The sequence below is a fragment of the Streptomyces ficellus genome (assembly GCF_030406405.1).
Classification (GTDB): domain Bacteria; phylum Actinomycetota; class Actinomycetes; order Streptomycetales; family Streptomycetaceae; genus Streptomyces; species Streptomyces ficellus_B.
In genome coordinates, this window is record NZ_JAUEPL010000002.1 from 250075 (window position 1) to 267346 (window position 17272).

Genomic DNA, 17272 nt, shown 5'->3' on the forward strand with positions numbered 1-17272 from the left:
CTCGGTCGGCGACGGAGACGACGGTGTCACCCGGTGAGGGGCCTCCAACAGTCACAGCCGTCAGCAACCGACCGTGCGGAACGCACGAGTAACCTTCCGCGCCGCGCCGCGCCCCGCCGTCCCGCCTAGGTCGCCGAGCGGCCCTCGCGGGCGGCCAGCGTGAAGGAGTGACCGGCGGGGTCGGCGTACGTCCGGACGTCACGGGGGCCGGAGTTGTCCCGGGTCTCCACCGGGCGGGCGCCAAGGCCGACGGCCTCGCGTTCCGCCGCGTCCATGTCGTCCTCGGCCACCAGGATCTGCAGGTGCGCCTGCTGGGAGTCGTCGGGCCGCGGCCAACTGGGCGGGGCGTAGCCGTGATCACGCCGTACGGCCATGCGTACGCCGTCGTGGCCCACCACTTCGATGAAGTCGGGATCGGTTCCGCGTTGCGTCCGCGCGCCCAGCAGCTTGGCGTAGAACTCCGCCAGAGCCTCGGGTTCGGCGCTGTCCAGTACCAGGACACTGGTCTTCGGCACAGTCATGCCCCCCTTGTGCCCCGGCCCCCCGGAATCCACCCACGCCGCGCCGCGTTCCCCGCCGGGCGCCGCCGGTGGAGACGTCGGCCTCCTGTGCGGCATCAGGTGTCGCGCACGACCTGGCGGCAGGGGGTGGTCCCGCCCACGGGAGGGCGGGCGAGGCGCGGTCGGCGGGGAACGGCCGGATTCGGGCGGCGACGGCCGGGCAAATGATCCGTTGTGGTCATCCCCGTTCATGACGTGAATCCGACGCGGCGAACCCCCTGGGTGACGTACGCGCTGATCGCCGCCGGCTTCGTGGTCTTCCTGCGCACCCCCGGCATGGCCGGTTCGGTGACGGGCGAAGGCGGCCTGGCGCAGTTGTGCCGTCTGGAGTCGTTTCTGGACCAGTGGGCGGCCGTGCCGCGCGAACTGATCCATGAGCGGCTGCCGCGCCTGGTTCCGACCGGACAGGTGGGCGTGGGTCCGGCCGGACCCGGCTGTCTGGTCGGCCCGCCCGACTACGACAAGTCGCCCCCGCTGTCCGTCCTGACCTCGATGTTCCTGCATGGCAGCTGGCTGCACCTGCTCGGCAACATGCTCTTCCTGTGGATCTTCGGCGACAACGTCGAGGACCGCCTCGGCCACGTGCGCTACCTGCTGTTCTACGGCGTCTGCGGCTACGCCGCCGCGTACGGCTTCGCGTTCGTCAACGCCGACTCGGGCACCCCCATGATCGGCGCCTCGGGAGCCATCGCCGGGGTCCTGGGCGCCTACCTGGCGCTGTTCCCCAGGGTCAGGGTGTGGGTGCTGGTGCCGTTCCTGCTGTTCCTGCCCCTGCGGCTGCCCGCCTGGACGGTCCTCGGAGCGTGGTTCGCACTCCAGGCGGTGTACTCGTACGGCGCGGGTGTCTCCCAGGCCGGGACGGTGGCGTATCTGGCGCACGTGCTGGGCTTCGCGGCGGGAATGCTGCTCGCCTGGCCGCTGCGCCGGGGCACGTTGCCGCCACCCGAGCCGCCGGGGGCGGTATGGGGAAGGCGGGCACGGCCCGGTACGCCCTGGCAGGGGCAATCCCGCCCGGGCTGGTGACGGCCGGTGGCCCGCCTCCCTCAGCCCGGCGCGGGGCCGGCCCTCGCGGTGTCATAGCGCCAGGCGCAGCAGCAGCCGGGGCGAGTTGCGTACGAGGGCCGCGGCGGCCAGGCCGATCAGGGCGCCGGCGGCCACGTCGCTGGGATAGTGGGCTCCGCTGTGGACCCGCTGCGCCGCGACCATCGCGGCCACGACGCCACACGCACCGCCGGCCCATGGCCACACGGGCGCCACCGCGGCGGTGAAGGCGACGGCGGCCGCGGTGTGACCCGACGGGAAGGACGAGCTGTCCGGCCGCTCATGCACCTCTGGATGCGGGATCCACTCCACGGGTGGCCGTCGCCGCTCGTACAGCTGCTTGCACACGGCGTTCGACAGCACCTGCGCCACCGTCAGGCTGCCGAGCCCCGCCGCCGCTGCCTTACGGCCCCGCCCGCCGCCTGTACAGGCCATCAGCACAGCCGCGCCGCACCACAGCTTGCTGTTCTCGGCCGCGTCCTCCGCCGCGAGCAGCAGCGGCCGCCCCCAGGGGGAATTCCATGACGCCAGCCGCTTGGTCACTCGGCGATCACCTTCACGAAGAACCGACATCACTCCCATGACCCGCAGCTTCCCCGGCGGGGTGACCTCACACCATGATCGTCCCCTTGGAGAAGCGAGCGCGTTGCTGTTTCGCACCACTATGCGGTGGTACCCGCTCGACGATCACGAATCCGGAGGCACCGACTCCGCGGACTGTGATCCGAGAGAGGAGGCATGGCTATGAGTGAAGCCGGACGTGTCCAGCAGACCGGGCAGGCGGCGAAGGAGCAGGCCGCGGCCGCGGCTTCTCGTACCGGTCAGGCCGCCGGCGAGGTGGCCGGCACCGCTGCCGAGCAGGCCAGGGTGGTGGCCGGTGAGGCTCGTCAGCAAGCCGGGAGCGCCGTACGTGACCTCCGGCAGCGCCTGACGGACGAGAGCCAGGCGCAGGCCGAGCGCCTGGCCGGTACCGTGCGCCAGTGGGCGGACGATCTCGCGGGACTGGCGGAGAACGCCCCGCGCGAGTCTCCGGCCCGCAGCATGGCCGCCCAGGCGGCGGACCAAGGCCATCGCGCCGCCGACTACCTCGGCAAGAACGGCGTCGAGGGCCTGGTCGGAGACCTCCAGAACTTCGCGCGCCGGCGCCCCGGCGCGTTCCTGGGCGGAGCGGCGCTGGCCGGACTGGTGGTCGGCCGTCTCGCGAAGGCCGGCAAGGCGGCCCAGTCCTCGGACGGCGCCCGCCAGGCTCCGGGTCCGGCTCAGGCTCCGGGTTCGGCTCAGGTCCAGCCGGCTCCGGCTCCACAGGAGACGCTGCCGCAGGGCGGCGCGGCGCGGCCCGAGCTGCCGGGGTATCCGGGGGTGTGACATGTCATCCATCTCACCGCATTCGCCGCGTTCGCCCGAACAGCGGGGCGCGAACCGCCCCGGCGAGGACCGCTCGGTCGGTGAGCTGCTGTCCGCGGTGACCGCGGATGTGCAGCAGTTGTTCCGGCAGGAAGTGGAACTGGCCAAGGCGGAGATCCGCGAGGAGGCCACCAAGGCGGGCAAGGCCGCCGGGATGTACGGCGGGGCCGGGTTCGCCGGCTACATGGTGGCCCTGTTCCTGTCGCTGGCGGCCATGTTCGGACTGGCCAATGTGATGGATACGGGCTGGGCGGCGCTGATCGTCACCGCCGTGTGGGCCGGAATCATGGCCGTGCTGTTCGTGATGGGCCGCTCGCGGATGCGCACCGTGTCGCCCAAGCCTGAGCAGACCGTCGAGACGCTGAAGGAGGACGCACAGTGGGCACGTCACCCGACCAAGTGAGGGCCGACATCGAAGCGACGCGCGAAAGGCTCTCGGAGAACGTCGACCGGCTGACCGACCGCACGAGTCCCAAGCGGATGGTGCGCCGGCGCACCGACCGGGTGCGCTCGGCGGCATCGGGTCTGCGCGAGCGCGTCATGGGGGCCGCGTCGGACGTCGGCGGCCAGGCCGCCGACGGGACGCGGCAGGCGGCGCAGTCCGCCCAGCAGAGCGTGGGGCAGGTGGGCGAGGCGGCCAAGCAGGCTCCCGAACAGGTGATACGGCAGACACAGGGCAATCCGCTCGCCGCCGGCCTGATCGCCTTCGGCGCCGGACTGCTGGCCGCCTCCCTCCTGCCGGAGTCCCAGGCCGAACAGCAGGCGGCCGGCCGGATCGCCGACCGGGCGAGCGAGGCCATCGAGCCGGTCAAGCAGGCGGCCGTGGAGTCCGTCGAGCACCTGAAGGAGGACGCCACCGAAACCGCGAGGCAGGCGGCCCAGCAGGTCAAGGACACCGCCGCGGACGCCGCCCGCAGCACCCAGGAACAGGCGCGGGAGCAGGCCACTCAGGTGACCGAGCAGGCCCGTGAGTCCGGGCAGCAGGTGGCCGGCGAAGCACGCGGGCAGAGCACCGGCCCCGCAGGTACCACCGGATCCGCCGGTACCCCGTAGTCGCGCCGCCGGGACGGCCGCCGCGTGGGCGGGCCCGCCGCCCGCCTGCGCGAGCCCGCCGCCCGGCGGACCGCCCGTACGAAACTGATCAAGGTTGCCGCCGCGCGGGCCGGGTCCACGGTTCCTCCCGCCCGGCGATGCGTGGCGGCACCGGAAGGAGGACGCGGCCATGGCCCGGAACGCGCGGGACGACAACGGCGCACCCCAGCAGGGGCAGACGACAGGCAGGAAGCCGGCCGAGGCACCTACCCGGATGCCCAAGCGGTCCTGGGGGGCCGTGCTGAAGCGAACCGTCAGAGAGTTCAAGGACGACAACCTCACCGACTGGGCCGCCGCCCTCACGTACTACGGCGTGCTGTCGATCTTCCCCGCCCTGCTGGCCCTGCTCTCCATCCTGGGCCTGCTGGGCTCCGGCACCATCAGACCCTTGATCGACAACTTGGGCACGCTGGCCCCCGGCGCCGCCCGCGACATCCTCACCAGCCTGCTCGAACAGCTCCAACGCGGGCAGGGCAAGGCGGGCCTCGCGCTCGTTATCGGCCTGGTGGTGGCGCTGTGGTCGGCCTCCGGCTACATCGCCGCGTTCATGCGGGCCTCCAACGCCATCTACGACATCGGCGAAGGCCGCCCGGTGTGGAAGACACTGCCCACCCGGTTGATCATCACTCTCGTGGTCGTGGTCCTCCTGGCGCTCATCGCCATCGGTGTGGTCTTCACCGGCACCCTCGCCCAGAAGACCGGGGACATCCTCGGTATCGGCGGCACGGCCATGACGGTGTGGAACATCGCCAAATGGCCCGTGATGGTCCTCCTGTTCAGCGTGATCATCGGCCTGCTGTACTGGGCGTCCCCCAATGTCAAACGCGGGTTCCGCTGGGTCTCCCCCGGCAGCCTTCTGGCCGTGCTCATCTGGCTCGTCGCCTCCGCCCTCTTCGCGCTGTACGTGGCCAATTTCTCCAGCTACGACAGGACCTACGGCAGCCTGGCGGCCGTCATCATCTTCCTGATCTGGCTGTGGATCTCCAACATCGCCATCCTGCTCGGCCTGGAGTTCAACGCCGAGCTCGAACGCGAGCGAGCCATCGGCACAGGTCACCCACCCGGCGAAGAGCCCTATGTCGAACCCCGCGACACCCGGAAGCTCTGACTCTCCTCTCGCGCCCCGCTTCCGCCGCAGGGGATGGACCGGTAAGCGCCGGACAATGGGGCAGAATTACCTGACGCCCTGTCCGTTCGAAGGTGGCCACACCAGCTCAGGGTCCGTCCGGTGCAGTGGGGAGCCAGCCAGTGTTCTACTACCTGCTCAAATACGTCCTCCTCGGGCCGGTGCTGCGGCTGCTGTTCCGGCCCAGGACCGAGGGACTGGAGCACATTCCGGACCAGGGCGCCGCGATCGTCGCGGGCAATCACCTGTCGTTCTCGGACCACTTCCTGATGCCGGTCGTCCTCAAGCGGCGCATCACCTTCCTGGCGAAGCAGGAGTACTTCACCGGGCCCGGCATCAAGGGCCGGCTGACCGCCGCCTTCTTCCGCAGCGCCGGCCAGATTCCGGTGGACCGGTCCGGCAAGGAGGCCGGGCAGGCGGCGATCCGCGAAGGGCTCGGCGTGCTGAGCAAGGGTGAGCTGCTGGGCATCTACCCGGAAGGCACGCGCTCGCACGACGGGCGGCTCTACAAGGGCAAGGTCGGGGTCGCCGTCATGGCCCTGAAGGCGGGCGTTCCGGTGATCCCGTGCGCGATGGTCGGCACGTTCGAGATCCAGCCGCCGGGACAGGTCGTACCGAAGATCAAGCGGGTGACGATCCGGTTCGGCGAGCCACTGGACTTCTCGCGGTACGCGGGGATGGAGAACGACAAGACGGTGCTCCGGGCCGTGACCGACGAGATCATGTACCGGATTCTCGCGCTGTCCGGTCAGGAGTACGTGGACGATTACGCGGCCGACGTGAAGGCGGCCCAACAGGCCGGCCAGCCACGGAAGTTCCCGCGGCTGCGACGCTGAGCACCCGCCCGGCCCGCGGCGGAATCGCCCGGGGGCGCGCCGTGTCCCGGCGGGCGCCGGGCCGCGCACCCGCGCCCGGACACGGGCCGGCGGGCCGGGCCTCACAGGGTGGCCAGCGCCTCGTCCAGGACGTGCCGCAGCTCCCGTGCGTCGCCGGCCACCGCGGTGACCAGGAGCGCGGGGCCGGCGAGCGGGGTGAGCGCCGCCGTCTCGCCCAGCAGGCGCGGCTTCGCGGGCTTGTCGGCCAGTTCCGGGTCGACCACCAGCAGCTGGCCCACCGCCCGGCGCCCCGCCAGTACCGCTCCCCCGTCCCAGCCGCCGGGCGCTCCCGGGCCGTAGCGCAGTTCCTGGTCCAGCAGGAGGCGGCCGGCGCGACGGACGGTGAGGCGGGTGGCGAGGGTGCCTGGCGCTTCGCCGTGGCGGCCGAGGATCTGCTCCTCGCGCAGCACCAGCCGCGCGCTGCCGGCGAGCTCCACCACCGTACGCATCCGCAGGTCCGAGCCGTACGCGGAGATGAGCTGCTCGGGCAGCCAGCGCAGCTCCGCCTGCTCACCGACCCTCAGCCGTACCTCGTAACGGGCCTCTTCGGCGGCGCGGCCGGGCAGCGCGACGGTCGCGGCCGCCGAGTCGACGGCGAGCCGCGCCCCGTCCCGTACGTCCGCCTCGATGGCCAGCCGGTCGCCGCCGAGCGGGGCGGTCATCGCGCCGACGACGGTGACGCGGGTGTACGGGCCGGTCGCGCGGGTGCGGCGCAGGGCGAGCGGCCCGTCGCTCTCCAGGACCGGCAGCCCGGCGGTGGTGGCGACGATCCGGGCGGTGGCGTGGACGCTCATGCCGCCCAGGCGGCCAGCCGCGCCCGTACCCAGTCGGCGACCGGCCCGACGCCCTGCTCGCCGGTGAGCGAGGTGAACGCGACGGGCAGGTCGCCGCGCTGCTCCTTGGCGTCGCGGGCCATGCGCTCCAGGTCGGAGCGGACGTACGGGGCGAGGTCGGTCTTGTTGATGACGAGCAGGTCGGCGGTGGTGACGCCGGGGCCGCCCTTGCGGGGGATGTCGTCGCCGCCCGCCACGTCGATGACGAAGATCTGGGCGTCGACGAGGCCCTTGGAGAAGGTGGCGGTGAGGTTGTCGCCGCCGGACTCGACGAGGATCAGGTCGAGCGGGCCCACGGTGTCCTCCAGGTCCTCGACGGCTTCGAGGTTGGCGGAGATGTCGTCGCGGATCGCGGTGTGCGGGCAGGCGCCGGTCTCCACGGCCTGGATGCGCTCGGGCGGGAGCACAGCGTTGCGGAGCAGGAACTCGGCGTCCTCGCGGGTGTAGATGTCGTTGGTGACGACCGCGATGGACAGCTGGTCGCGCAGTTCCCGGCACAGGGCGGCGACAGTGGCGGTCTTGCCCGAGCCGACGGGCCCACCGAGGCCGATGCGCAGGGCGCGGCGGGTGCCGTCGGGGCGGTGGGCGTCGGCGCTGAGGGCGGCGGGGGCTTCTTTGTCGTGGCTGTGGTCGAGGTGCATGGCTCTCCTTGTCGTGATGAGGCGTTACGAGGGTTACGGGGCGTTACGAGGGACACGGCGTTACGAGGCGAAGAGGCGTACCGGCCAGGTGGCGTGCTGCTCGGCCGTGATGTCGAGCAGCGGCGCCGACGCGGCGGGCAGCGCGTCGATGCCGTCCCGGGCGGCAACCGCGGCCCGGGCGGCCACCTGGTCCATGTCGGGCGCGAGGCGGGCGAGCACGGCGGTGGCCTGGAAGGGGTCCAGGCTCAGCAGGCGTACCGCCGCGGTGGCGGGCCCGCTGACCGTCTCGTACGCGACGCAGTGCGCGGCGTCCTCGGGCCCGAGTCCCGCCGCCCGCGCGGCGAGCCCGAGCACGACCGGCTGGTGCGCGCCGCGCGGGAACGACCGGGCGAGCGCGTCCAGTTCGGGGCTCGGCCAGGTCGCGCGAGCCGCCCGCAGCATCTGGCGGCCGAGCTTGCGGGCGGTGGCGCGCAGCGCGGGCGAGGGGGTGCGGGCGTCGGCGGCCTCGTCGAGCGCCACGGGGTCCAGGCCCAGGGCGGCCGCGGCCGCCAGGCCCGCGGAGGTGAGCCCGGCGGTGTGCAGGCGGCCCCGGCAGAAGTCCTCCAGGTCGCGGGCGTCGCGCAGGCGTCCCGCTTTGACGGCCGGTTCGGCGCCGCCGGAGTGGGCGTGGCCACCGGCGGGGAACCGGCCGTCGGCGAGAACGAGAAGAGCAGCGCGTGTCATCGGCGGGCCGTCAGAAGAGGAAGTAGCGCTGGGCCATGGGCAGTTCGGCGGCGGGCGCCGGGTCGACCGGCTCGCCGTCGATCGTCACCGTGAACGTGTCGGCGTCGACCTCGACACGCGGCAGGGCGTCGTTCTCCCGCATGTCCGCCTTGCCGACGCGCCGGGTGCTGCGGATGGGCACGAACCGCTTGCCGAGGCCCAGCCGTTCGGGCAGGTCGTCCTCGATCGCCGTTTCGGTGACGAAGTTGAGCGAGTTGGCCGCCGGTGCCGTACCGAGCGCACCGAACATCGGGCGCGGCATGACCGGCTGGGGCGTGGGGATCGACGCGTTGGCGTCGCCCATCTGCGCGTACGCGATCTGGCCGCCCTTGATCACGGTCTGGGGCTTGACCCCGAAGAACGCCGGCTCCCACAGCACCAGGTCGGCGAGCTTGCCGGTCTCGACCGAGCCGATCTCATGGTCGAGGCCCTGCGCGACGGCCGGGTTGATCGTGTACTTGGCGACATAGCGACGCGCCCGGTGGTTGTCGGCGCGGCCGTCGCCCGGGAGCGCGCCCCGGCGCCGCTTCATCACGTGCGCGGTCTGCCAGGTCCGCATGATGACCTCACCGACGCGGCCCATGGCCTGGGAGTCGGAGGAGATGATCGAGATGGCGCCCAGGTCGTGGAGGATGTCCTCGGCCGCGATGGTCGAGGGCCGGATGCGGGACTCAGCGAAGGCCAGGTCCTCGGGGACGGCCGGGTTGAGGTGGTGGCACACCATCAGCATGTCGAGGTGCTCTTCGAGCGTGTTGACGGTGTGCGGGCGGGTGGGGTTGGTGGAGCTGGGCAGGATGTACGGCTCGGAGACCACCGTGATGATGTCGGGCGCGTGCCCGCCGCCCGCCCCTTCGGTGTGGTACGCGTGGACGGTGCGGCCGGCGATGGCGGCGAGGGTGTCGCCGACGAACCCGGCCTCGTTGAGGGTGTCCGTGTGGATGGCGAGCTGGGCGCCGGTCTCGTCGCAGACGTTCAGACAGGCGTCGATGGCCGCCGGGGTGGCTCCCCAGTCCTCGTGGATCTTGAATCCCAGGGCGCCACCGCGCAGTTGGGAGTGCATGGCCTGGCGCGAGACGGTGTTGCCCTTGCCGAGCAGGCCGATGTTGACGGGGTAGGTCTCCAGCGCCTCGAACATCCGGGCCAAGTGCCAGGGGCCGGGTGTGATGGTGGTGGCCTTGGTGCCTTCGGCGGGTCCGGTACCGCCACCGACGAGGGTGGTGATGCCGGAGCTGAGCGCCTGCTCGACGATCGTCGGCGAGATGAAGTGGATGTGCGCGTCGATCGCGCCCGCGGTGACGATCTTGCCGTTGCCGGCGATGACTTCGGTCTCGGGCCCGATGACGAGGTCGGGGTGCACCCCGTCCATGGTGTCGGGGTTGCCGGCCTTGCCGATGCCGGTGATCCGGCCGTCGCGGATGCCGATGTCGGCCTTGACGATCCCCCAGTGGTCGATGATCACGGCGCCGGTGATGACGGTGTCGGGGGCGCCTTCGGCGCGGGTCGTACGGGACTGGCCCATGGACTCGCGGATCACCTTGCCGCCGCCGAACACCGCCTCGTCGCCCGCGCGTCCGGGGCCACCGCAGCGGTCCTGCTCGATCTCGACGAGCAGGTCGGTGTCGGCGAGGCGGACGCGGTCGCCGGTGGTGGGGCCGAAGAGGTCGGCGTACACCATGCGGTCGAGCTCAGGCATCGAGGGCACCTCCGGTCTCCCCGCGCAGACCGGGGACCACGCGCAGTCCGGCGAGCGGGACGAGTTCGACGTCGACGGGGATGCCGGGCTCGAAGCGCACGGCGGTACCGGCGGCGATGTTGAGCCGCAGGCCGCGCGCGGCCGAACGGTCGAATTCCAGGCCGGGGTTGGCCTCGGCGAAGTGGTAGTGGGAGCCGACCTGGACGGGCCGGTCGGCGGCGTTGAGTACGGTCAGGCGGGAGACGGGGCGGCCCTCGTTGAGGGTCACGGGCTCGTCCGCGTACAGGATCTCTCCGGGGATCATCGGTGGTACTCCCCCGTCAGACGATCGGGTCGTGGACGGTGACGAGCTTGGTGCCGTCCGGGAAAGTGGCCTCGACCTGGACGTCGCGGATCATCTCGGCGATGCCGTCCATGACGTCGTCACGGCTGAGCACCTTGCGCCCGGACGCCATGAGCTCGGCCACCGTGCGGCCGTCGCGGGCACCCTCCAGGATGTGGGAGGTGATGAGGGCGACGGCCTCGGGGTGGTTGAGCCTCACCCCGCGCGCCCTGCGCTTCTCCGCCACGTCGGCGGCCACATGAATGAGCAGGCGCTCCTGCTCGTGCGGGGTCAGTTGCACATTCCACCTCACAGTCTCCCGCCGGATCCGGTCCCGGGCGCAGCGGGACCCTATCCGGCTTCAACACTCTGTTGACCTGCGATAACGAGTGTGGCGGAGAGATATTTCAATCTCGGGCAGAAGTTTTTCCGGGAGGTTAACCGGCCCTTTGCCCGGCCATGGACATCAGGCCGCGCAGCCGGTCCTGGAGGTCGGAGACGGGTACGGAGCGGAAGCAGCGCCGCCCGTACCGCCATCGAGGAGCGGGTCGTATACGGAGCGCCGTGGTCGCCGGACCGCGAGGGCCGCGACCGCTCACCGCGACCGCGCGAGCGGGCCCGCCCCACGAACCGGCACGCGCGGTTCGACCCGCTGGCCCGCCCGGTCCCGCGCGCCCCACCCGACCGGCCGCGTGTCCCCGCTGTAGCGCACCGGGCGCGCGTCCTCACCCGGTACCGGGCCCGTCAGGCGTGCCGAACGCCCTCGGCCTCCGGGCCAGCCGGCACGTCGGACACCCCCGCCCTCCGGGCCCAGCCGGCATGTCGGGCGCCCCCGGCCCCCGGGCCCGTCAGGCGTCCGGGCGCCGCGGGCCTCCGGGCCGGTACCCCGACGCGTCGCCGCCCGGCCGGTGTTCCGCGGCGATACCGAAGCGGCCGCGTTCGCCGGGAGCGGACGGAACGTCACGGACGGTGGAGACGGAGCGGATCACCTGCTCCTGCGCCGGGGCTTGCGCCGCCTCCTGCTCCGCTTCGAGTCGCTCCAGGTCAGCGGCCGATACCAGGGCCACGAGCGGCTTGCCGTGACGGGTCACGACCACCCGCTCGCCGCCGTAGACGACGCGGTTGATCAGTTCGGCGAGCTCTGCGCGGGCTTGCGTCACCGGAATCTCGTAGGCCATGCTCCCCATCATAACGGCCTGTACGTCCTGTACATTTTGCACAGAAGCATGCAGGCATAGAGGAGGTCACCGTCATGAACCACGCCGCGCGCTATGTGCTGCCCGAGTTCACCGAACGCACCAGCACCGGAACCCGCAGCCTCGACCCGTACTCCCGGCTGCTGGAGGAGCGGATCATCTTCCTCGGCACCCCCATCGACGACACCGCGGTCAACGACGTCATCGCGCAGTTCCTGCACCTGGAGTACGCCGCTCCGGACCGGGACATCTCGCTCTACATCAACTCCCCCGGCGGCCCCATCAGCGCCATGTCGGCGATCTACGACACGATGCAGGTCATCAACTGCGACGTGGAGACGACGTGCATCGGCCAGGCCGCGTCGACCGCCGCCGTCCTGCTCGCCGCCGGCACGCCCGGCAAGCGCATGGCCCTGCCCGGCGCCCGGGTGCTCGTCCGGCAGCCGGCGATGGAAGAGCCGTTGCGGGGTCAGCCGAGCGATCTGGACATCCACGCCCGGGAGTTGCTGCGGCTGCGCGAGCAACTCGCCACGATGCTGGCCCGCCACACCGGTCAGAGCCGTGAGCGCATCGACGCCGACATCGAGCGCGACACGGTCTTCGACGCGTCCGCCGCGGTGACGTACGGCCTCGTGGACCACGTCGTCCCCAGCCGTAAGAGGTGAGCGTTGCTGCCCCGGAACCTCCGCCGCTCCCCGCCCTCACCCGTGCCGAATGCGCGTTCGTCGACAGCTGGCTCGAAGTGGTCGACCTGCTGGGGCGCATCAACCCGGCGCGCTCCACCCACACCTACGGCGCCCTGCGCGCGGCGCAGGCCCTCGTCGGGCGCGCGACGGCGCTCCGCGACGCCCTGACCTCGATGCACGAGCGCGGCGAGAGCGAGGTGCATGCCCATACGCTGGCGCGCGCGCTGCGGGTCCTTGACGGCGAACGGCGCGCGGGTCGCGTGACGGTGCCTCAGGATCGAGGCATGGGACCGACGTAGGGCTCGCCCGGATGGGCTCAGGAGTACGAGAAACGCTCCCTCGTTCAGCGTACGCAAGCGGACGAATTTCGTACGGCGCGAGTTGCGCACGTGCACTACTCATCTGGCGGAATATCAGCTTCCACCCCTGGTACGGGGATCGTCAGGCCTACGCCGGACGAGGCCAAATCACCTCTGTCCACCCGAACGGATCAGTCGTGAGGAGCCTCACAAAAGGCCGTTTCGACTCGGAATTTCCCCGCGCCATGGGTCAAGATCCGTCTGACGACAAGCCCCCGCCGCCGCGGCGGGGCGGTCCGGGCGGACGCCGAGTCCTGCCGCCGTCCGGATGACTGGTCGACAGGAGTGGATCGGCAGGAGTGGAGGACCCAAGCAGTACGGGTGACCGGACGATGTTCGTCCAGCCGGTCGTCCTTGGGGTGAAGCCGCGTCAGCGGCCGGGCAACTTCGCCAGCCCGAACCCGACAGGTCATCCTTCACAGGCGGCTGACGAAGGGTTGCGCTATGACCGCGCAGATTCATGTCCCGTCTCTGCTGTCCCGGGCCGGTGCCGTCTCGGCACTCACCCTCGCCGCCGTCGGCGGCACGATGCTGGCGCCCGGCGCCACATCCGAGGCACAGGCCGCACCGGCGCACGCGACCAAGGCACTGAACATCGCCGCGTCCAAGAAGGGCGCACCGTACAGGTACGGAGCGGCGGGCCCGTCCCGGTTCGACTGCTCCGGCCTGACGCTCTACGCGTACAAGAAGGCCGGCAAGAGCCTGCCGCGCACCGCGCAGCAGCAGTACAACAAGACGCGCCACATCTCCGCCTCCAGCCGGGTCAAGGGCGACCTCGTGTTCTTCCACCGTGGGAGCAGCGTCTACCACGTCGGGATCTACGCGGGTAACAACAAGATCTGGCACTCACCGAAGTCGGGTTCCGTGGTGAAGCTGGACAAGATCTGGTCGAAGTCGGTCTGGTACGGCCGGGTGCGCTGATCCCCGTGGCAGGGCATGATCCGTGGTACGGGGGTACTCGTCCCAAATGTCCGGCGAGAGCCCCTGTACCGCGCGTAACGAGACGCCCCTGGAGCGTGCCGACCGCAACTTCGCCGAGCTGCTCCAGGAACTGCGCGTCACCCAGACGGGCATCCAGATCCTGTTCGCCTTCCTGCTGACCCTGGCCTTCACCCCCCGGTTCGCCTTCCTCGACTCCTACCAGCGAGGCACGTACGTGGGGACGCTGCTGCTGGCCGTGGTGGCGGCAACGCTGTTCACCGCCCCGGCCGCACTGCACCGGACGCTCTTCCAGCGGGGCGCCAAGGCACGGATCGTGTCCATCTCGTCACGGCTGGCCAGGATCGGGCTGGCCGTCCTGGCGCTGACGCTGACCTGCTCGGTGCTGCTGGTCGTGGACGTGGTGTACGGCAGGCCCGAGGGGCTGGCGGCGGGCGGGTTCACGCTGCTGGTGTGCGTCGGGCTGTGGGGCGTGCTGCCCCACCTCGTACGGCGCCGGCTCGGCGTCGCGCCACCGCAGCCGGAAGGACCGCACCAAGGGCGGCGAACGCGCCGCCGGTAACGGATCGTGAGGGTTGGATCTCAGCTCTGGACGGGGGCCGTCCAGGGCAGGGCGATCCAGACCGTCTTGCCGCCCTCCTTGGTCGGGGTGACCGAGAGCCGGCCCCCGCACTCCGCGGTGAGCCAGCGGATGATGACCATCCCGCGGCCGTTGTCCTGCTGCACGGCGGCGGGCAGCCGCTGCGGCCAGCGCGGGTGGCTGTCGGTGACGCCGATGCGCAGCCGCTCGTCGCGTTCGAGACGTACGTCGACCGTGAAGGTCGGTGACTGGCCGAAGGTGTGCTGGACGGCGTTGGTGGCGAGTTCCGAGACGATCAGCCGGACCGTATCGGCCGTGTCGGCCTCGTCGGGGAGGCCCCATTCCGCGAGGACGCCCGCCACGTATCTGCGGGCGGCGGAGACCGAGGCGGGATCGCTCGGCAGAGTGACGGATGCTTCCTGATGGTCTGCCATGGCGAGGCTGTCCCTTTCCCACCGGGGCCGGACTCCGACATGACGCGGATGTTTTGTGAGGACGGCCTCGGATTGTGCTTCGCGCCAGACTGCCACTGATGTCGCCCCCGGCGGGGGCGATCCCCCAAGATGTGCATATATCTGTCGCTCGAAGCGGTGAACTCTGCGACGCGAGAACGGATGTGGACGGCAAACTGACGGGTTGGCCCTAGGGAGTGTCCGCAAAGTAGCGTCGTCCGCCCGCAGGGCGGGCCCGGCGGCGTCTGGTGCGTGCGATCGCAAGGCGGAGGAAGGAGCCACTGCGGTGGGGGCACCTCCCGTGCCCGAAGGGCTACGGGGGACATTGGCGACTGACGACAACGCCGCGAGCGCGCGTGCCAGGCGTCGACGGGCAGACGGGACTTTGCGGACGCGACCTAGGTCGGGAGGAGGCGGTCATGCGGGGCGCGCGGCACGGCCCGGCGGTGCGTCGGCGCAAGCTCGGTGAGGAGTTGCGCGGGCTGCGCCTGGGTGCGGGCCTCACCAGCCGGGAGGCCGCGCGGCTGGTCGGCTGGCACCAGTCGAAGGTGAGCCGGATCGAGACGGGTGCGAGCGGGGTGACCAGCGCCGATGTGACGCGGTTGCTGGACGCCTACGGGGTCCGGGACGCCCGGCTGCGCGCGCTGCTGGAGGCGCTGACCGGGGCGGCGGCGGACGCCGGCGGGACGGGGTGGTGGCATGCGTACCGGGGCGTGATCCCGCCGCCGTACCAGGACTTCATCAGCCTGGAGGCGCAGGCGTGCACGGCGCGGACGCTGGAGACGTCGGTGGTGCCGGGGTTGTTGCAGACGCCGGCCTACGCGCGGGCGGTGACGCGGGCGGCGCTGGAGGGGCTGCCGGCGGCGACGGTCGACTCGTTGGTGCGGGTGCGGATCGCACGCCAGGAGGTCCTGCACGGTGATCCGCCGCTGCGGCTGGAGGCGGTCCTCGACGAGGCGGTGCTGCGGCGGCAGGTGGGCGGTCCGCGGGTGATGCGGGAGCAGTTGCGGCGGCTGGTGGAGCTGGCGCGGCTGCCTCATGTGCGGCTACAGGTACTGCCGTTCTCCATGGGCGGGTACGTCGGCCTCTCCGGGTCTTTCGTTATCTTCTCCTTTCCGAACATTTCTGATCTGGACGTGGTTGCTCTTGACCACTTGACGAGTAGCCTCTATCTCGAACGCACGGAAGACCTTGAGGCGTACTGCGCCGCGTTCCGCACCATGCAGGCGCACGCCCTGTCGCCCGAGGACACGTCGGAACTCATCGCCGGGATCGGTGACGGCGCGTAGGGAGAGGCACCCCACATGTCTGCTTACCTCGCACAGACCAGCCTCAGCTGGCGGCGCAGCAGCCGCAGCGTCGGCATGAACAACTGCGTCGAGGCCGCCCGCCTCGGCGCCGCACAACTCGCCGTACGGGACTCGAAGAACACCACCAGGCCGCCGCTGCGGTTCTCCGGGGCGGCCTGGGCGTCGTTCGTCACCTCTCTGAAGGAGGCGGGCTGACGGGCGGCGCCGTCCGCAGGATCGTGGCCACGGCCGTCTCGATCTGATCCGCCGTCAAGTCCGCCCGGGCGGTGAGCCGCAGGCGCGAGATGCCGTCCGGCACCGACGGCGGCCGGAAGCAGCCGACCGCCAGCCCCTCGGCGCGGCAGTCGGCGGCCCATCGCACGGCCGCTTCCGGCGAAGGGGCGCGGACGGACACGACGGCGGCGTCCGGCCGCACGGCGGTCAGGCCGGCGGCGGTGAGCCGGGCGTGCAGGGTGGCCGCGACCGTACGCGCACGGACGGCCAGGCCCGGCTCGCCGCGCAGCAGCCGCAGGCTCGCCAGCGCGGCGCCCACGGCCGCCGGGGCGAGGCCCGTGTCGAAGATGAACGTACGGGCGGCGTTGACCAGGTGGTCGATGACCCGCGCCGGGCCGAGTACCGCTCCGCCCTGGCTGCCGAGGGACTTGGAGAGGGTGAGCGTGGCGACCACGTCCGCGCCGCCCGCGAGCCCGGCCGCGTCGAGCGCCCCGCGCCCGCCCTCGCCCAGCACCCCGAGGCCGTGGGCGTCGTCCACCACCAGCGCCGCCCCGTGCGCCCGGCAGGCCGCCGCGAGACCGCCCAGCGGCGCCGCGTCACCGTCCACCGAGAACACCGAGTCGCTGACGACCAGGGCCCGGCGGCCGGGGTGGGCCTCCAGGGTCTTGGCGACGGCGGCGGGGTCGGCGTGCGGGACGACCGCGGTCTCGGCGCGCGAGAGCCGGCAGCCGTCCACGATCGAGGCGTGGTTGCCCGCGTCGGAGACGATCAGCGAGCCGTGGGCGCTGAGCGCGGTGAGGGCGGCGAGGTTCGCCGCGTACCCGGACGAGAAGACGAGCGCGGCCTCGAACCCGCAGAACGCGGCGAGCTCCCGCTCCAGCTCCGCGTGGAGCTCGGTGGTGCCGGTCACCAGGCGCGAGCCGGTGGCGCCCGCGCCCCAGCGGCGGGCGGCCGCGGCGGCCGCGGCGGTGATGTCCGGGTGGTGGGTGAGCCCGAGGTAGTCGTTGCTCGCGAGGTCCAGCACATCGGGCTCGGCGGGGCGGGGGCGCAGCGTACGGACCAGACCGGCGTCCGCGCGGCGGCGCGCCTCGGTATCGGTCCAGTCGAATGGGGCCTGGGGCATGTCTCGGGTCCTTTTGTAGACAGCGAACAGACCCTAATGGTGGTGGGGTGCGGCCGGAGTGTGGT

At 71.9% G+C, this 17272-nt stretch carries 23 protein-coding genes and 1 riboswitch; of the genes, 12 read left to right on the top strand and 11 right to left on the bottom strand.

All coding sequences use genetic code 11. From position 1 onward, the window contains the following. Window positions 1-125 precede the first annotated feature (125 nt). Window positions 126-521: a VOC family protein gene (locus tag QWM81_RS02510; protein WP_290109744.1), complete on the bottom strand. Its 396-nt coding sequence runs from the start codon at window positions 519-521 to the stop codon at window positions 126-128. A gap of 213 nt (window positions 522-734) precedes the next feature. Between QWM81_RS02510 and QWM81_RS02515 the strand changes: the two genes are divergently transcribed. Then, window positions 735-1583, top strand: a complete 849-nt coding sequence (locus QWM81_RS02515; RefSeq protein ID WP_290109745.1) for a rhomboid family intramembrane serine protease — start codon at window positions 735-737, stop codon at window positions 1581-1583. Between the two features lie 51 nt (window positions 1584-1634). On the opposite strand, the gene QWM81_RS02520 is transcribed toward QWM81_RS02515, so the two are convergent. Next, window positions 1635-2144, bottom strand: coding sequence for a phosphatase PAP2 family protein (locus tag QWM81_RS02520; protein WP_353938272.1), 510 nt, complete (start codon window positions 2142-2144; stop codon window positions 1635-1637). Window positions 2145-2345: 201 nt separating this feature from the next. Here QWM81_RS02520 and QWM81_RS02525 point away from each other — a divergent pair, with 201 nt between their 5' ends. The 5 genes from QWM81_RS02525 to QWM81_RS02545 all read left to right on the top strand — a co-directional run bounded on the left by QWM81_RS02525 (window position 2346) and on the right by QWM81_RS02545 (window position 6059). Continuing rightward, window positions 2346-2966, top strand: coding sequence for a hypothetical protein (locus QWM81_RS02525; protein ID WP_290109747.1), 621 nt, complete (start codon window positions 2346-2348; stop codon window positions 2964-2966). A 1-nt stretch (window position 2967) separates the two neighbouring features. After that, window positions 2968-3408 (top strand): phage holin family protein, encoded by a 441-nt coding sequence (locus QWM81_RS02530; protein ID WP_290109748.1) that lies wholly within the window; start codon window positions 2968-2970, stop codon window positions 3406-3408. Then, window positions 3384-4058, top strand: coding sequence for a DUF3618 domain-containing protein (locus tag QWM81_RS02535; protein ID WP_290109749.1), 675 nt, complete (start codon window positions 3384-3386; stop codon window positions 4056-4058). Before QWM81_RS02530 ends, QWM81_RS02535 begins: the two co-directional genes overlap by 25 nt. Before the next feature lie 169 nt (window positions 4059-4227). Then, window positions 4228-5205, top strand: coding sequence for a YihY/virulence factor BrkB family protein (locus tag QWM81_RS02540; protein ID WP_290109750.1), 978 nt, complete (start codon window positions 4228-4230; stop codon window positions 5203-5205). A 140-nt stretch (window positions 5206-5345) separates the two neighbouring features. After that, entirely contained in the window at window positions 5346-6059 is a 714-nt protein-coding gene (locus QWM81_RS02545) for a lysophospholipid acyltransferase family protein (RefSeq protein WP_290109807.1), read from the top strand. A 101-nt stretch (window positions 6060-6160) separates the two neighbouring features. Here the strand turns inward: QWM81_RS02545 and QWM81_RS02550 are convergent, their stop codons facing one another. From QWM81_RS02550 to QWM81_RS02580, 7 genes are all read right to left on the bottom strand, one after another. Then, complete coding sequence (locus QWM81_RS02550) at window positions 6161-6892, bottom strand: urease accessory protein UreD (RefSeq protein WP_290109751.1); 732 nt, start codon at window positions 6890-6892, stop codon at window positions 6161-6163. Then, a complete protein-coding gene (ureG, locus tag QWM81_RS02555; RefSeq protein ID WP_290109752.1) occupies window positions 6889-7572 on the bottom strand; it encodes an urease accessory protein UreG in 684 nt (227 codons plus the stop codon). Before ureG ends, QWM81_RS02550 begins: the two co-directional genes overlap by 4 nt. A gap of 60 nt (window positions 7573-7632) precedes the next feature. Then, window positions 7633-8295, bottom strand: coding sequence for an urease accessory protein UreF (locus QWM81_RS02560; protein WP_290109753.1), 663 nt, complete (start codon window positions 8293-8295; stop codon window positions 7633-7635). 10 nt (window positions 8296-8305) lie between these two features. Then, window positions 8306-10027 carry an urease subunit alpha gene (locus QWM81_RS02565; RefSeq protein WP_290109754.1) on the bottom strand — a complete coding sequence of 574 codons (1722 nt, stop codon included), beginning with the start codon at window positions 10025-10027 and terminating at the stop codon, window positions 8306-8308. Continuing rightward, complete coding sequence (locus QWM81_RS02570) at window positions 10020-10331, bottom strand: urease subunit beta (RefSeq protein WP_290109755.1); 312 nt, start codon at window positions 10329-10331, stop codon at window positions 10020-10022. Before QWM81_RS02570 ends, QWM81_RS02565 begins: the two co-directional genes overlap by 8 nt. A 16-nt stretch (window positions 10332-10347) precedes the next feature. Then, window positions 10348-10650, bottom strand: a complete 303-nt coding sequence (locus QWM81_RS02575) for an urease subunit gamma (protein ID WP_290109756.1) — start codon at window positions 10648-10650, stop codon at window positions 10348-10350. A gap of 547 nt (window positions 10651-11197) precedes the next feature. Beyond that, window positions 11198-11527 carry a type II toxin-antitoxin system Phd/YefM family antitoxin gene (locus tag QWM81_RS02580; RefSeq protein WP_290109757.1) on the bottom strand — a complete coding sequence of 110 codons (330 nt, stop codon included), beginning with the start codon at window positions 11525-11527 and terminating at the stop codon, window positions 11198-11200. 74 nt (window positions 11528-11601) lie between these two features. On the opposite strand from QWM81_RS02580, the gene QWM81_RS02585 reads away from it, so the two are divergent. The 4 genes from QWM81_RS02585 to QWM81_RS02600 all read left to right on the top strand — a co-directional run bounded on the left by QWM81_RS02585 (window position 11602) and on the right by QWM81_RS02600 (window position 14091). Continuing rightward, complete coding sequence (locus QWM81_RS02585; RefSeq protein ID WP_290109758.1) at window positions 11602-12210, top strand: ClpP family protease; 609 nt, start codon at window positions 11602-11604, stop codon at window positions 12208-12210. Beyond that, on the top strand, window positions 12207-12530 hold the full coding sequence (locus tag QWM81_RS02590) for a hypothetical protein (RefSeq protein ID WP_290109760.1): 324 nt from the start codon (window positions 12207-12209) through the stop codon (window positions 12528-12530). The genes QWM81_RS02585 and QWM81_RS02590 overlap by 4 nt, the downstream gene beginning before the upstream one ends. A 327-nt stretch (window positions 12531-12857) precedes the next feature. Beyond that, window positions 12858-13030: riboswitch (cyclic di-AMP (ydaO/yuaA leader) on the top strand. A gap of 4 nt (window positions 13031-13034) precedes the next feature. Continuing rightward, a complete protein-coding gene (locus QWM81_RS02595; RefSeq protein WP_290109761.1) occupies window positions 13035-13511 on the top strand; it encodes a C40 family peptidase in 477 nt (158 codons plus the stop codon). Between the two features lie 46 nt (window positions 13512-13557). Then, a complete protein-coding gene (locus QWM81_RS02600) occupies window positions 13558-14091 on the top strand; it encodes a DUF6328 family protein (RefSeq protein WP_290109762.1) in 534 nt (177 codons plus the stop codon). 20 nt (window positions 14092-14111) lie between these two features. Here the strand turns inward: QWM81_RS02600 and QWM81_RS02605 are convergent, their stop codons facing one another. Then, a complete protein-coding gene (locus tag QWM81_RS02605) occupies window positions 14112-14543 on the bottom strand; it encodes an ATP-binding protein (RefSeq protein ID WP_290109763.1) in 432 nt (143 codons plus the stop codon). A gap of 437 nt (window positions 14544-14980) precedes the next feature. Between QWM81_RS02605 and QWM81_RS02610 the strand changes: the two genes are divergently transcribed. Both QWM81_RS02610 and QWM81_RS02615 read left to right on the top strand, forming a co-directional pair. After that, window positions 14981-15850, top strand: coding sequence for a helix-turn-helix domain-containing protein (locus QWM81_RS02610; RefSeq protein ID WP_290109764.1), 870 nt, complete (start codon window positions 14981-14983; stop codon window positions 15848-15850). Between the two features lie 15 nt (window positions 15851-15865). Continuing rightward, window positions 15866-16066, top strand: coding sequence for a DUF397 domain-containing protein (locus QWM81_RS02615; protein WP_290109765.1), 201 nt, complete (start codon window positions 15866-15868; stop codon window positions 16064-16066). Here the strand turns inward: QWM81_RS02615 and QWM81_RS02620 are convergent. Then, window positions 16041-17207, bottom strand: a complete 1167-nt coding sequence (locus QWM81_RS02620; RefSeq protein ID WP_290109766.1) for an 8-amino-7-oxononanoate synthase — start codon at window positions 17205-17207, stop codon at window positions 16041-16043. The two genes, QWM81_RS02615 and QWM81_RS02620, sit on opposite strands and share 26 nt — an antisense overlap. Window positions 17208-17272: the final 65 nt, after the last annotated feature.

Excerpts from the sequence above, each read along its gene's own strand:
- QWM81_RS02510 (WP_290109744.1), bottom strand. The coding sequence starts at position 521 with ATGACTGTGCCGAAGACCAGTGTCCTGGTACTGGACAGCGCCGAACCC.
- QWM81_RS02525 (WP_290109747.1), top strand. The coding sequence starts at position 2,346 with ATGAGTGAAGCCGGACGTGTCCAGCAGACCGGGCAGGCGGCGAAGGAG.
- QWM81_RS02530 (WP_290109748.1), top strand. The coding sequence starts at position 2,968 with ATGTCATCCATCTCACCGCATTCGCCGCGTTCGCCCGAACAGCGGGGC.
- QWM81_RS02540 (WP_290109750.1), top strand. The coding sequence starts at position 4,228 with ATGGCCCGGAACGCGCGGGACGACAACGGCGCACCCCAGCAGGGGCAG.
- QWM81_RS02550 (WP_290109751.1), bottom strand. The coding sequence starts at position 6,892 with ATGAGCGTCCACGCCACCGCCCGGATCGTCGCCACCACCGCCGGGCTG.
- ureG (WP_290109752.1), bottom strand. The coding sequence starts at position 7,572 with ATGCACCTCGACCACAGCCACGACAAAGAAGCCCCCGCCGCCCTCAGC.
- QWM81_RS02560 (WP_290109753.1), bottom strand. The coding sequence starts at position 8,295 with ATGACACGCGCTGCTCTTCTCGTTCTCGCCGACGGCCGGTTCCCCGCC.
- QWM81_RS02565 (WP_290109754.1), bottom strand. The coding sequence starts at position 10,027 with ATGCCTGAGCTCGACCGCATGGTGTACGCCGACCTCTTCGGCCCCACC.
- QWM81_RS02570 (WP_290109755.1), bottom strand. The coding sequence starts at position 10,331 with ATGATCCCCGGAGAGATCCTGTACGCGGACGAGCCCGTGACCCTCAAC.
- QWM81_RS02580 (WP_290109757.1), bottom strand. The coding sequence starts at position 11,527 with ATGGCCTACGAGATTCCGGTGACGCAAGCCCGCGCAGAGCTCGCCGAA.
- QWM81_RS02585 (WP_290109758.1), top strand. The coding sequence starts at position 11,602 with ATGAACCACGCCGCGCGCTATGTGCTGCCCGAGTTCACCGAACGCACC.
- QWM81_RS02595 (WP_290109761.1), top strand. The coding sequence starts at position 13,035 with ATGACCGCGCAGATTCATGTCCCGTCTCTGCTGTCCCGGGCCGGTGCC.
- QWM81_RS02600 (WP_290109762.1), top strand. The coding sequence starts at position 13,558 with ATGTCCGGCGAGAGCCCCTGTACCGCGCGTAACGAGACGCCCCTGGAG.
- QWM81_RS02605 (WP_290109763.1), bottom strand. The coding sequence starts at position 14,543 with ATGGCAGACCATCAGGAAGCATCCGTCACTCTGCCGAGCGATCCCGCC.
- QWM81_RS02610 (WP_290109764.1), top strand. The coding sequence starts at position 14,981 with ATGCGGGGCGCGCGGCACGGCCCGGCGGTGCGTCGGCGCAAGCTCGGT.
- QWM81_RS02615 (WP_290109765.1), top strand. The coding sequence starts at position 15,866 with ATGTCTGCTTACCTCGCACAGACCAGCCTCAGCTGGCGGCGCAGCAGC.
- QWM81_RS02620 (WP_290109766.1), bottom strand. The coding sequence starts at position 17,207 with ATGCCCCAGGCCCCATTCGACTGGACCGATACCGAGGCGCGCCGCCGC.